16 protein-coding genes and 1 riboswitch are annotated in these 13,819 nt (G+C 26.5%); of the genes, 15 read left to right on the top strand and 1 reads right to left on the bottom strand.

The window, feature by feature from the left end; genetic code table 11:
- Nucleotides 1-104: 104 nt before the first annotated feature.
- From ACRC03_RS13040 to ACRC03_RS13000, 9 genes are all read left to right on the top strand, one after another.
- The gene (locus tag ACRC03_RS13040; protein WP_438653013.1) at nt 105-914 is read left to right on the top strand and encodes an NADH:flavin oxidoreductase; all 810 of its coding nucleotides are present in this window, start codon (nt 105-107) and stop codon (nt 912-914) included.
- Between the two features lie 77 nt (nt 915-991).
- Entirely contained in the window at nt 992-1,402 is a 411-nt protein-coding gene (locus ACRC03_RS13035) for a peptide deformylase (protein WP_438653012.1), read from the top strand.
- Between the two features lie 170 nt (nt 1,403-1,572).
- On the top strand, nt 1,573-1,761 hold the full coding sequence (locus ACRC03_RS13030) for a hypothetical protein (RefSeq protein ID WP_438653011.1): 189 nt from the start codon (nt 1,573-1,575) through the stop codon (nt 1,759-1,761).
- An 85-nt stretch (nt 1,762-1,846) separates the two neighbouring features.
- The gene (locus ACRC03_RS13025) at nt 1,847-2,086 is read left to right on the top strand and encodes a hypothetical protein (RefSeq protein ID WP_438653010.1); all 240 of its coding nucleotides are present in this window, start codon (nt 1,847-1,849) and stop codon (nt 2,084-2,086) included.
- Between the two features lie 257 nt (nt 2,087-2,343).
- Nucleotides 2,344-3,060, top strand: a complete 717-nt coding sequence (locus tag ACRC03_RS13020) for a lipoprotein BA_5634 family protein (protein ID WP_438653009.1) — start codon at nt 2,344-2,346, stop codon at nt 3,058-3,060.
- A gap of 15 nt (nt 3,061-3,075) precedes the next feature.
- Complete coding sequence (locus ACRC03_RS13015; protein ID WP_438653008.1) at nt 3,076-3,759, top strand: ABC transporter ATP-binding protein; 684 nt, start codon at nt 3,076-3,078, stop codon at nt 3,757-3,759.
- Between the two features lie 21 nt (nt 3,760-3,780).
- Nucleotides 3,781-6,207: an ABC transporter permease gene (locus ACRC03_RS13010; RefSeq protein ID WP_438653007.1), complete on the top strand. Its 2,427-nt coding sequence runs from the start codon at nt 3,781-3,783 to the stop codon at nt 6,205-6,207.
- Nucleotides 6,208-6,227: 20 nt separating this feature from the next.
- Nucleotides 6,228-6,920, top strand: a complete 693-nt coding sequence (locus ACRC03_RS13005; protein WP_438653006.1) for a response regulator transcription factor — start codon at nt 6,228-6,230, stop codon at nt 6,918-6,920.
- A 2-nt stretch (nt 6,921-6,922) separates the two neighbouring features.
- Nucleotides 6,923-8,149: a sensor histidine kinase gene (locus ACRC03_RS13000; protein WP_438653005.1), complete on the top strand. Its 1,227-nt coding sequence runs from the start codon at nt 6,923-6,925 to the stop codon at nt 8,147-8,149.
- Between the two features lie 69 nt (nt 8,150-8,218).
- Here the strand turns inward: ACRC03_RS13000 and ACRC03_RS12995 are convergent, their stop codons facing one another.
- Entirely contained in the window at nt 8,219-8,845 is a 627-nt protein-coding gene (locus ACRC03_RS12995) for a hypothetical protein (protein WP_438653004.1), read from the bottom strand.
- Between the two features lie 304 nt (nt 8,846-9,149).
- Here ACRC03_RS12995 and ACRC03_RS12990 point away from each other — a divergent pair, with 304 nt between their 5' ends.
- From ACRC03_RS12990 to ACRC03_RS12965, 6 genes are all read left to right on the top strand, one after another.
- Nucleotides 9,150-9,521, top strand: coding sequence for a hypothetical protein (locus ACRC03_RS12990; protein ID WP_438653003.1), 372 nt, complete (start codon nt 9,150-9,152; stop codon nt 9,519-9,521).
- 201 nt (nt 9,522-9,722) lie between these two features.
- Nucleotides 9,723-10,487 carry a threonine/serine exporter family protein gene (locus ACRC03_RS12985; protein ID WP_438653002.1) on the top strand — a complete coding sequence of 255 codons (765 nt, stop codon included), beginning with the start codon at nt 9,723-9,725 and terminating at the stop codon, nt 10,485-10,487.
- Complete coding sequence (locus tag ACRC03_RS12980) at nt 10,487-10,927, top strand: threonine/serine exporter family protein (protein ID WP_438653001.1); 441 nt, start codon at nt 10,487-10,489, stop codon at nt 10,925-10,927. The genes ACRC03_RS12985 and ACRC03_RS12980 overlap by 1 nt, the downstream gene beginning before the upstream one ends.
- A 107-nt stretch (nt 10,928-11,034) precedes the next feature.
- Nucleotides 11,035-12,252, top strand: a complete 1,218-nt coding sequence (locus ACRC03_RS12975; RefSeq protein ID WP_438653000.1) for an EAL and HDOD domain-containing protein — start codon at nt 11,035-11,037, stop codon at nt 12,250-12,252.
- A gap of 289 nt (nt 12,253-12,541) precedes the next feature.
- Nucleotides 12,542-12,742 carry a cold-shock protein gene (locus tag ACRC03_RS12970; protein ID WP_438652999.1) on the top strand — a complete coding sequence of 67 codons (201 nt, stop codon included), beginning with the start codon at nt 12,542-12,544 and terminating at the stop codon, nt 12,740-12,742.
- A 155-nt stretch (nt 12,743-12,897) separates the two neighbouring features.
- Nucleotides 12,898-13,410, top strand: coding sequence for a CarD family transcriptional regulator (locus tag ACRC03_RS12965; RefSeq protein ID WP_438652998.1), 513 nt, complete (start codon nt 12,898-12,900; stop codon nt 13,408-13,410).
- 136 nt (nt 13,411-13,546) lie between these two features.
- Nucleotides 13,547-13,721: riboswitch (Lysine riboswitch) on the top strand.
- Nucleotides 13,722-13,819: the final 98 nt, after the last annotated feature.

Genomic DNA, 13,819 nt, shown 5'->3' with positions numbered 1-13,819 from the left:
ATTAAAAAGGATGTAATGCACTTACCGAAAAGTGCATACTATCAAAATAAAGCATCAAATATTATACTTAAATCAGAAATCGCAAAATAGTAGGAGGTATAAATGTGAAAACTTTATTTGATAAAACTAAACTATTAAACATGGAAATGAAAAATAGATTTATAAGAGGTGCATTATGGGAAGATTTAGCAGATGAAAAAGGCCATATGACACCAGAACTTTTTAATATATATGAAGAACTAGCAAAAGGTGGAGTAGGAACTATAATAACAGGATATGCATTTGTTACGGAAGATGAGCAACCAAATCCTGGAATGATGGGTATATATGATGATTCTTTTATACCAGAGTATAAGGAATTTACAGATAAAATTCATAGCCTAGGCTCTAATATAATAATGCAAATAGTTTACGGTGGATTTATGACTAACTTCAATGTAGGAGAAAGAACTATATGGGGACCATCGACTATACAAAATGAAACTACTGGAACGTGGGCAAAAGAAATTACTAAAGAAGAAATAAAATATTTAGTGGAGGCTTATGCTAAGGCTATAGCGAGAGTAAAAGCATCAGGATTTGATGGAGTTGAAATACATGGTGGTCATGGCTACTTATTAAGTCAATTCTTATCACCATATTATAATAAAAGAGAAGATGAATACGGTGGAAGTATAGAAAATAGAGGTAGGATAATATTTGAAATATTTGAGGCTATGAAAGAAGTTGTAGATAATAATTTAGGAGCGGCTAGAACTAAGGTTGTTGTATCTAAAGATAGAGAGTCATACTTCAAGGATTATGCAATAAAATTAGCTAATATGGTTGATATACCTATAATACTAATAGGTAAAAATAGGCACTTGGACGTTATGGAAGACCTATTAGAAACAAATATGTATACACTAAAATAATTCATTAGAGTATAATCTTAGTGTATAGAATGCAAACTTATATTAATTAAGACCAAAATAGAAAGGTTGGAATATCAATGATAAGAACAATTGTAAAGGATATATCATTTTTAGAGCAAAAATCAGAACTAGCAACAAAAGAGGATGTAGAAGTGATTAATGATTTAATAGATACATTAAGATCAAACTTAGAACATTGTGTTGGGCTAGCAGCTAATATGATAGGAGCAAAAAAACGCATATTGGTATTTAGTGTAGGTAATATAATAATTCCTATGGTAAATCCACTTATACTAAAAAAGGATAAGCCTTATGAAGCGGAAGAAAGTTGTTTATCTTTAACAGGTTGCAGAAAAACAACGAGATATGAAACTATAGAAGTAGAATATCTAGATATAAATTTTAATAAGCATAAACAAATATTTACGGGATTTACAGCGCAAATTATTCAACATGAAGTAGATCATTTTGAAGGTATAATAATCTAATAAAATATTAATTTTATAATGAATTTAAATAAGATAAAAAGAAGGTATTTCAACTACTAAAGAAGAATGAATAATATAGATAAATTGCTAAATTCAATTAAGCTAAAAATATAGACATTAATAGACCGACATTATAAAACTAATTAAAAATGTAAGGGAGATTAATAACAATGAAAACTTTAAAACTAGACAATGATCAAATAAGTTTAATAAAAAAAGCAATAAAAAATTATAGTAAAGAAATAGAAAATGAATATTTAAGACAAGTAAATACATCAATTACACCGGAACAAAGAAAAGAGCATACACAAGAGAGAGAATTAATTGATGGAGTACTTACTAAATTAGATAAAAAATAATAATATTAATTATTAAATACAGGTATTAAAATTCAATTATATCCCCATAATTTAAGTATAAATAAGGATTAAGGGGGATATAAAAATGATTGCTCAAAGTAGTTATGAAAGAATTTTAAAAGTTATAGTTGAAGGTGAAGAAGAAAATCAAAACTTACTAAACTACATAAAAACAATACTACCTGAAAAAGCGAATGATGAAGAATACATAGAAAGAATTACATATAATGTGTATGAAATATATGATGAAATTGAACTAGATATAGATATACACTCAATTGCAGATAATTATATAAATATTTTAAGAGAAGTAAAAACTTTTTAAATCACTAATAGAATCCTATATAGAATAGCCAGATTTATATGCTAATTCTATGTAGGATTTATTTTATACGTATAACTTTAAATAGATTCAATACAGCAGAAACTTTCATATTAATAATGTTACTAGGTAGTTACAATATAAAAAATAATCTTACTTATTAGTAAGATTATTTTTTATATTGTAAGTCTAACGTCATGGTTTAAAAACTACATCTAAAGTAAAGTATATATAAGAAATAGGAAAAGGAGATTTTATTTATGAAAAAAACAAGTAAATTGATAATAAGTGTAGTAGCAATAATATTATTAGTAGTAGGAATTCAACAGGGACTAAAGTACTTCTTACAAGGTGCTCCAAGACCATTTAATGCTATTTTAATAAGTGGTAATACAGAGAGTGTAAACAAAGGAAAAGAAGTTTATAAAGATAATACAAAGTATACAAAAGATTATAAATATAAAATAGTTACAAATACAGGAAAACTTTTAGATGAAAATGGAAAGGTAGAAGTGGGAGATGACGGGAAAGAATTATTTTATGAAGAAAAAAATTTAATAATTACTAAAGAGACAGCAAAAAAGATGTTAAAAGACCAAGTATTACGAGTACTAAAAAATCCAGGGAGTGGAAGTATAGAAACGATAGTGCTTGAAAGCATACCAAATATCGATAGTGAAAAAACTTTATATTTTAATAATGACAATGAAGATAAAAAATTAGAGATAAATGGAAAAGAAATACCATTAGAATACGGAAGTTATTCATGGATAGGATATTATCCATCAGAGCAAGGTGTATTAATAGTAACAGATGATCAAACATACAAATCTATAGAAGATGAAGAAAAAGATATGAGCTTAATTAGATTTGCTAAAGGGAAAAAAGACCTAAGAAATGCTAAAGACAAAGAAGAAATTAACAAGCAATTAATAAATACACAAATCACAGAGATAAACTATGCAAATGTAGAATAATAGAGGAGATATACTATGGAGATTTTAAGAGTTGAAAATCTAACAAAAACTTATGGTGAAGGCGATAATAAAGTTGAAGCACTAAAAAATATAAACTTATCAATAAACGAAGGTGAATTCGTAGCTATAATAGGAGCATCAGGTTCTGGAAAAAGTACACTACTTCACTTACTTGGTGGGCTAGATAGACCAACTAGTGGAAAAGTTGTTATAGATGAAAAAAGTATATATGATTATAACGATGAAGAACTATCAATCTTTAGAAGAAGAAAAATAGGATTTATATTTCAGTTCTTCAACCTAATACCAGTACTTGATGTAGAAGAAAATATTGAATTACCAGTTGTATTAGACAATGAAAAAGTAGATAAAAATTATTTGGATGAAATAATAAATATACTAAATCTTAATGATAGAAGGAACCATCTACCATCAGAGTTATCAGGAGGTCAACAACAAAGAGTATCAATAGGACGAGCTCTTGCAAACAAGCCAAGTATAGTACTTGCAGATGAGCCAACAGGTAACTTAGATTCTAAAAATACTAGAGACGTTATTGAACTTTTAAAGTTTACAGCTAAGAAGTTTAATCAAACCTTAATATTAATAACACATGATACAGATATAGCCACTATGGCAGACAGAGTTATTACTATAGATGATGGTGAAATAATAAAAGATACGAAAACAGATAACTAAGACACAAGGAGGTGATTATAGTTGATAAAAAATTATAAAACACTAAGTAGTAGATATATTAAGCAGAATAAAAAACGTACAATACTAACGCTTATAGGTATCATATTGTCATTAGCTCTTATTTCTACAATGGGGCTATTTATGAAGGGTACTCAACAATCTCAAATTGAACAAACTAAACAAAGTCAAGGTACATCACATCATATAATGTACAAAACTTATAACGATGAGATATTAAACAAAGTAAAAAATAACCCTAATATAATACATTACGGAAATGTATCTATGGGAAATGAAATAAACTATAAAGATATTATCTTACAAGAACAATATGTTGATGGTGGAGCTAATGAAATCTTAAAATATGGATTAAAAGAAGGTAACATGCCCACTAAAAATAATGAGATATGTATAGATGAGTGGGCTAAGCCACATATTAACCCTGATTTAAAAATAGGTGATAAAATAACTATAGATAAAAATGAATACAAAATTGTAGGTTTCTTGAAAACATACGAGTCTATGCAACGTAACAAGATAAGTAGAGCTATTATGTTTGATGAAAATAAAAAAGATGGCCAATTAATGGTAGAGATAAATCCTAAAGGTGAATTTGATCAAACGATTAAGACACTAAAATCTTTGAGTGATAAAGATAACATAGAAGAAAACTACTCTTTAGTAAGGTTATATCAAGTAGATTCTAATCGGTCTATGGTTGCTCTTATAGCAATTGTAACTATTATTGTAGTAATAGCTACAATTATAGTTATATATAACTCTTTCCAAATAAATGTAGCAGAAAGAATGAAACAATTCGGATTGCTTAGAAGTATAGGAGCAACTAAAAAACAAATTAGAGGAATTGTATTTAGAGAAGCCACAATATTATTAATGATGGCAATTCCTATTGGTCTAATCTTAAGTGTAGGAACAATATATGCATTACAAGGAGTTTTAGATTTATTAATGAAGGAAAATACACCTCTTTCAATTGTAAGTATAGATATAAATACACTAGTTGCTAGTTCTATTATAACGATAGTAGCAGTTTATATATCAAGTTTCCTACCAGCTAGATATGTAGGAAATATCTCTCCACTAGTTGCTATTAGTAGTAGGGTAGCAATAAAAAAGGAATCTATAAAAAAGATTAAGAATAAAACACTTAATAAAATACTTAATTTTAAAGCCCTAATGGCTCTTAAAAACATAGGACGTAACCCTAAAAGATGTACTGTAATGATATTATCAGTTGTAGTAAGTGCAACTTTATTTATTACATTTACTACATTGGTACAGGATGTAATAAAGTTAAGAGGTACAAACTATGAGTATCAAAATATTGAGCTAGAAATTGGTACTAATTTAGAACCTGATAATAATGAAGTAGACCCCAATTTAATAACTAAAATTAGTAACGTAGATAATGTTAATAAAGTTTACTTAAAATATCCAACAATATCTGGGAATATCCAGATTAGCCAAGATAAGAAGGCTAAAGAAGCTGGAGATATATATGAAATAGAAAACCTTAATGGTATGCTAAAAGAAATTATGTACACTAGAATCAATGTGTACGATAAAGTGTCACTAGATGCTTTGAAGAAACATTTAATAAGTGGAGATATTAATATTGAAGATATAAACTCTCAAAATGGTGTAATCTTAGTATCTAGCGGAAGCGCAAGAGATAACACTACTAAGAAAAGATACACAGGAAAATTAACTAATTATAAAGTAAATGATGAAATAGTTATAATTGACGATTATGGTAAAGAACATAAGGTAAAGGTAAAAGGAATAATTGAAAATAATATATTTGAAAGAGAAGTTCCTAGAAATTCTTTATCTTTAATAACTACAGATACAGTTAGAAAGAACTTAACAAATAAAGATGTTGAAATATCAAGTATAGCAATTGATTTAAAAGACTCAGAACTACATCTAAAAAACTATGAAGAAATTCATAAAATGATAGAAGATAAGCAAGATTATAATATGGTAGACTGGGTAGACGTTAATGCTACTGAAAAAAGTGGTGTTTTATTAATTCAAGTACTAGTATATGGGTTTATGACGGTAATAACTTTAATAAGTAGTATAAATATTATAAATACAATAACAATGAATATAACATTAAGAAGAAAAGAATTGTCAGTACTAAAATCTATAGGTATGTCTCAAAAAGACCTAAAGAAAATGATAATGTACGAAGGATTATTCTATGGTTTAGTAGGTGGAATTATAGGTTCTTTAGCTGGAAGTGGTCTTACTTATATAATATATGATGTTCTAGAAGATATAGTAGGAATTCCGTGGAAATTACCTTTAAAATTATGCATTATAACTATTATTGTATCAATAATAATAAGTTTCTTATCAACTTTAATACCTATGAGAAAAATAGAAAAAGATAATGTAATAGAGGCCATCAGAGAAGGTTAATAGAAGATAGGAGGATTTTCATGAATAAAATATTATTTGTAGAAGATGATGATGCGTTAGGCTATGCTTTAGAATTTTCTTTAACTGATGAAGGATATAATATAAAAAGAGCCTGTACAATAAAACAAGCAAAAGAGTATTTTAATGAGAAAGAATTCGACTTAATACTACTAGATGTAAATTTGCCAGATGGAAATGGTTATGATTTTTGTAAATATGTCAGGGAAAAAAGCAGTACACCGATTATATTTCTAACCGCTTTAGATGATGAAGTTAATATAGTTCTAGGGCTAGAAATTGGTGCGAATGATTATTTAGCTAAGCCATTTGGGGTTAGAGAACTACTAGCAAGGATTAAAGTACAATTACGCTCAAATAAAACAAAAGAATTAAAGAATATTTTAATTAGCAATGATATAACTCTTAATCTATCTACAACTAATGTGTATAAAAAAGAAGAACTTTTAAACTTAACGGCATTAGAGTATAAATTATTAATATTATTTATGAAAAATCATCATAAAAATTTAAAAAGAGATGATATTCTAGGTGAAATTACAAGCAATGAAGAAATTTATTTTGACGAAAATACCTTATCTGTTTATATAAAGAGATTAAGAGAAAAAATAGAAGATGATCCTAAGAATCCTAAATATATTACAACTAAGCGTGGATTAGGCTATAAATGGGATCTGGAGGTAAGGAGTGAGTAATATTGAATAAAATTTTTATCAATGAAGAAGCTAAAAGAAGTACTATAATGCTAACCTTGCTCCTTAGTATTTTTATGATACTACAAATATTGATGTATCAAAATTATATACAAAACCAAAAACAAGATTACGTTGATATAATTGGTAGTATAGTATCAAAAACAGTAAATCTTAACCCAGAAATAGAGAAAGAACTAATACCACTAGTAACTGGAAATATAAGTGATAAAGATAAAGAATTAGCTCGTCTTACTTTAAAGCAATATGGAATAACAAGTACTATTAATGATAATTTATTTCAAAATATAACTTCAAACTTCGGTATAATAATTTTAAGTTTTATTTTATCCTGCTTATTAATTATATTAAATTATGCTCAGTTTTCTTACTTTTTCAAAAAGGTAAGAAAACTAATATTAGCAGCGAATAAAATACTAGATGAGGATTATACCTATTTAATAAATGAAGATAAAGAAGGCGATTTTTCTAAGTTAGCTGTAGAATTCTCAAATATTAGAAGAATAATTAAAAATAATATTAGTAATACTCAAAAAGAAAAACAGTATTTAGTAGAGTTATTACAAAATATATCCCATCAGTTGAAAACAAAAACTACTACTATGATTTTATATAATGATATATTGCTAAATAGAAAAATAAGCGAAGAACAAAGAACTAAATTTTTAGAAGATAATCGTATCCAACTTAATAGTATGAATACAATGATACAAAACATATTAAAGTTAGCAAAATTAGATGTACATACAGTTGAGTTTTATAAAAAAACATATAGTTTAAATGAAACAATAGAAGAAGTTGTATCCAGTCTCAAAGAGCTGGCTAATTTTTCAAAGGTTAAATTAGAAATAAATAATTATAATCAAAGTAGTTTATTACAAGATAAATTTTGGATAAAAGAGGCTTTTGGAAATATTATAAAAAATAGTATAGAGCATACACCACAAGGTGGAATTGTTAAGGTTTCTGTAGATGATAACTCTGTGTATTCTAGAGTTATTATTGAAGATAATGGTCAAGGCATAGAGCAGGGGGATATAGCAAATATTTTCAATCGTTTTTATAAAACTAAAAACTCAACCAAGAAAGATTCAGTTGGAATAGGTCTCTCTGTTGCTAAATCTATTATAGAATCTCACAGTGGATATATAGATGTAAAAAGTGAGGTAGGGAAGGGGACAAGTTTTATCATAACTTTTATGAAGTATTAACATTAACATAATTAAAATAATAGCCTTATCAAGAAACTCTATTCTTGATAAGGCTATTAATGTAAAGATTTATCTGTTAAATAGGTAAACTGCTAAATCTTGATCATTTAAATCAATACCTAAATAATAAACTACATTATTCTCTAATAAATAATATACATATCTTGAAGTATCAAATCCGACCTTATTATCACAAATTGTATATAAATTAGTTCTATAAATTTGAGTAGAACCAAACTTTCTATAAAGTGTGAAGTTTCTTTTGAACTTCTTATCTATTATAGTATTAGTATTTTTAAAAGCTTTTACAAAAGGTACTTCGTTTATTACAGCATTATCTAAATAAATGCATTTTAAATCAAAGCTATCACTTTTACCATTAGATAAATTTTCCCATAAATCTACGACACAACTATCTTTTAATAATGATAATCCGATAGTAGGGGGCACTACAACTAACTCAGATAAAGAACATGTAGTCTCTGTACTATCATCCCAACATATATTTAACTCATTATCTTCTACAAAAGATACAACGCCAAGCTTGTTAGTATCGTTTTTATAAGTTACTATATCTCCAACTTCAAATGTTGATTTGTACTCGCAATCTTCACTTAATGTTAGTTTTCCATCTATCACAGAAAACTGAGATATTAAGTTTTTCTTTTCAAATTCTTCTTTTGTTATAAAGTTCATATTTATTCCTCCTGAAAATATCCTATATTAAATATACCCCTTTACGTAAATTTAATAAAGGGAAAAGTGAATAATTGAGATATAAGTTTTATTTAAATTGTAATTTAATAATTTTAAATTATATAATTATTAATAGGATAACCTGTAGTCAAAGTTAAATACATAAGTTTTCTTTAGTATTTAATTTTAAATTTTGAAAGTATTAAGGTTAAATTAAGGATACTGTCCTATAATAGAAGATAGTAAGAAAGAAGACATATTTATACTTATCGAAAATTAAAAATAAAAAGGAGTACTATTAATCATGAAAAAAGGTAATATAAAAAGTAAAAATCCAGTAGTTTTGGTATTATACGGAGTATCTATTCTTTTAGGTATTTATACAATATTTACAATGTATAGCTCGTATACATATATATCAAGTCTTGTAGCACAAGGTCTTGTAATAACTGATGAATTGCAAAGTGTAATAACTTATTTTGGAACAGCTTCTATACCGTATCTGTTCTATTCAATAGCTACATGGGCGATAGGATATATAATAAATAAACTAAACTATATATCATATGAAATAAAAAAAACTGAGCATGAAGATTTAGAAGAAGAAATTATAATTGAAGATACTATAGACGTTGTAAATGATGAAATAGAAGTTGCAGATGAAGTAAAAAAATAGGTAGTAGATTATCTAAGAATGTATAGACTTATTTATTAGAATAATTATTGACATAAAATGTAACATATGATGTAATTAATAAAGAAAACATTATCATATATAACAATCAAAAGGATACCAAAAGGTATCCTTTTGTGTTGAATAAGATTATATTGAACTATAAAGAAATAAGAAAACCTTTAATTAATGGAGAGATTGTTTATGAATAAAAAGCAATGTGAAGAATTTTTAGAAGCAGTACTTAATATAGGAAAGTTAATGATACAATTTGGAGCAGAAATATCGAGGGTAGAGGATGCATTTTTACGTATTTGTAAAGCTTATAACATATCAAAAGTAGAAATACATGCAATAACAACACTAATAGTTTCGACTATAAAAACAGAAGAAGGAATTATTTCTACCCAATCAGTAAGGGTAGGCAGAACATCAAATAATCTAGGTGCTTTAGAAGCTTTAAATGCATTATCACGAAATATATGCAATACAACTCCTAAAATAGAGGAGATACCTAAAATGACAAATAAAGCTATAGCATCTGTAAAAATGAGCTATTACAATTGTATAGGTTATGTTATATCAGCAGGAGCATTTGCAGTTTTTTTTGGAGGTAGCTGGTTAGATGGAATAGTTTCGGCAATTGTAGGTGGCATAGTATATTTAATGGATAAATTTTTTAAAGTAGAAGATGATAGTAAATTAATTTGGACAATGATTATGAGTTTTATAGCGGGTTCCATATCTATACTATTAGTTAAACTTGGAATAGGTCATAATATAGATAAAGTAATTATAGGGGTTGCAATGTTATTTATTCCAAGTTTGGCATTGATAAATGGTGTAAAAGATATGTTTTATAGAAATATAATCTCAGGTCTTTTTAGAGTAATAGAAGCTGTATTAGTTGGTGCAACTATTGCAACTGGATTTGGTCTTGCCATTGCTACATGGGGAGGTATATTATAATGGAAAATGTTTTAATACAAATAATAATGGTTGTAATTGGTAGTATTGGAATTGCAATATATTTTAATATAGAAAAGTCTAAAATTACATCAATCGCAATTGGAGGATTGATTTCGTGGATAATATACTTAGTTTGCTTCGAAGCAACAAATAATATCTTCACATCAAGTTTAATTGCTGCGATAATAGTGAGTATTTATTCTGAAATTATGGCAAGAATGCTTAAAAGCCCTGCAAATATATTTTTAATACCTTCAATAATTCCATTATTACCAGGAGGTAGTTTTTATTATACAATGTCAGCCGCTATAAATATGGATTTGCCGTTGTTTAAGTTGAAGGGGTTTGAGACATTTCTAAGTGTTTTAGGAATAACAATGGGCACAGTTGTTGGTTTTTTTATTTTTGTACAGATATTTAGAAATTTAAAGAAAAATTAATACTTTGTAAAAATATGACTAAAAATATCATTTTTACTTAACAATATGTTATTATTTGGTAGTGATGTAATGTTTTACATTTTGCATTTAGTAAGATGGAGGTTTTTATGAAGACTTATATAGCAAGACAGCCTATTTATAATATTGACAAATCGCTATTTGGGTACGAATTATTGTATAGAAATAGCGAAAAAAATTGCTATTCCAGTGTTGATGATGATAAGGCTACACGAGAATTAACCTATAATGTATTATCAGAATTTGATTTTAATTCATTAACGAATGAAAAGTATGGTTTTATAAATTTTACAAAAGATTCATTAATGTCGGATCTTCCATTACTTTTTAATCCTGAAAAAATAATTATTGAAATTTTAGAAAATGTTCTTTTAGATCAAGTATTAATTGATAGAGTAGCATTCCTTAAAAGTAAAAAATACACTTTTGCTTTAGATGATTTCATAGATGACGGTACTTACCATGAAATATTACCCTATATTGATATTATAAAAGTTGAATATAATTTACTTGATTCAGATATTCGTACAAATATAGCAAAAAAATATATGAATAGCAAAAGACTTATTGCAGAAAGAATTGAAACGCAAAAAGAGTATAATGATGCTATAAATGATGGATATAAATTGTTTCAAGGGTATTATTTTAGTAAACCAATAATGATATCGAAAGCTAGCATTAATATAGCCTCTTCTACTTATTTACGCCTTTGGAGAGAGATATCTAATGAAGAACCAAACTTTAATGCTTTAGCAGATATTATAAAAGTAGATGCTGGATTAACCTACAAACTACTATCTTTAATGAATACACCTGTATATTACAGAGGACGTAAAATTACCTCTATAAAAGAAGCTTTATTATGGTTAGGTTTGAATGAAACTAAAAGATGGGTAATGCTTTTTTTCCTTAGAGATGCATCGAACACAGATAATGACGAATTTGCTAAATTATCATTAATTAGAGCAATATTTATGGAAAAACTTATAGTGAAACTAGGATATAGAAAAATGGCACAAGATACATATATGGTTGGTTTATTATCAATGATAGAGAATATTTTAGAAGAAGACATAATATCGATATTAGATACTTTAGACTTGTCAGATAATACTAAGGCTGCATTAATAAATAAAAATGGAATAATATATGAAGTACTAGGATGTATAAAAGAGTACGAACTTAGAAATTGGAATAAAGTTGAGGAATTTAATCAACGTTATAATTTGGATAAAGATATTATTTCTTCAATATACTTAGAGTCATTAAAATATGCTGATGATATGCTTAAAATAAAAGAAATCTAACATACATAAGTTATAAGTCTAAAAAAGGTATGAAAATCAATGAAAACTAATAAAGAAATTGAGTATAAAATACTATTATTTTTTTATCATTATGCATATAAATTGTTGATAATGTAAATAATATTACCAGTAAATTTATTAAGATAATATAGATAGTTTACAAAAAATAATATTAAACAGATACATTAATAAATCTATCTATTTATTTAATAATGTGCTATAATAAATATTGTAGAAATACAAAATGAGAAGAAAAAATCTTAATGAAGGTTTTGATAGGAGAAGTTATATGACTAACGGAATAGTAAAATGGTTTAACAATGAAAAAGGATTTGGATTTATATCAGTAGAAGGTGGAGATGATGTTTTCGCACATTTCTCAGCTATACAAACTGATGGATACAAGACATTAGAAGAAGGTCAAAAAGTAAGCTTTAATATAGTTAAAGGTGCTAGAGGACCTCAAGCAGAAAACATAACTATATTATAATAATATAGATTGTTTTGGAAAGATCCTAAAAAGGGTCTTTTTTTATACCTAAGATAATATAAAGATTTTTATTATAGATATGGTTAACACCATAAAGATTAGTTGAGTTCTATTTTCAAATAATAAAATATGAGTTAAGATAGGGGATATAAAATATGTACAAAATTGGAGAATTTATTGTTTATGGTAATGATGGTGTATGTGAGATAGAGGATATAAGTGAACTTGATATCCCTGGAATCAATAAAAAGAAGAAGTATTATATATTAAAACCTATGCATGACAATGGAAAGGTATTTGCACCAATAGATACTACTGTATTTATGAGATCGGTTATGACATATGAAGAAATTCAAAAAATAATTGAACAAATTCCTTTAATAACAGAAACTGAATTTGACGGAAAGAATGTAAGATTATTACAAGATTACTATAAAAACTTATTAAAAACTCATGAGTGTATAGATTTACTAACGGTAATAGCAAGCATCAATGATAAAAAAGCTAATTCTCTAAAAAATGGAAAAAAGCTTGGTCAAATAGATGAAAAATTTATGAAAATGGCAAGAAACTTACTACAAGATGAATTTTCAATTGTTTTAGGTATACCTAAAGAAGAAGTAGAGGCGTATATTGAAGATAGAATAAATAAAAATGTATTACCATAATTTATGGTAATACATTTTTTGTTATAAAAGCATATAATTTCAATTCAAATTAACCATAAAAATAAAATTATATATAAAAAAAGATTTAAAAACTTGAAAAATTAACAAACAACATATATTATTAACAATAACAACAAAAAATTGTAGAGGTTGCAATACTTAAGATTACTAGTAATGAGGTAAGCACAATGACTTATTAGGAAAGGAAGTATTGCCGAAGATTATAACTGACGCTTTGAGGTTATATTCTGGGTATGCATAGAATATATGCATAACTGTCACAAAGAAATTTGTGGAGAGCTACATTTAAGGACATAGATAACTAATCTTTAAATTAAAATTATTTGAAAGTTTAAATTTTAGTTAAAAAATATCAAGCCTTGAGTGTATACTCAGGGCTTTTTCTGTT

It is taken from the genome of Romboutsia sp., assembly GCF_051659545.1.
Lineage (GTDB): Bacteria > Bacillota > Clostridia > Peptostreptococcales > Peptostreptococcaceae > JBOFOR01.
The sequence above is the reverse complement of the archived record's forward strand: the minus strand, read 5'-3'. Positions and strand labels throughout refer to the sequence as shown.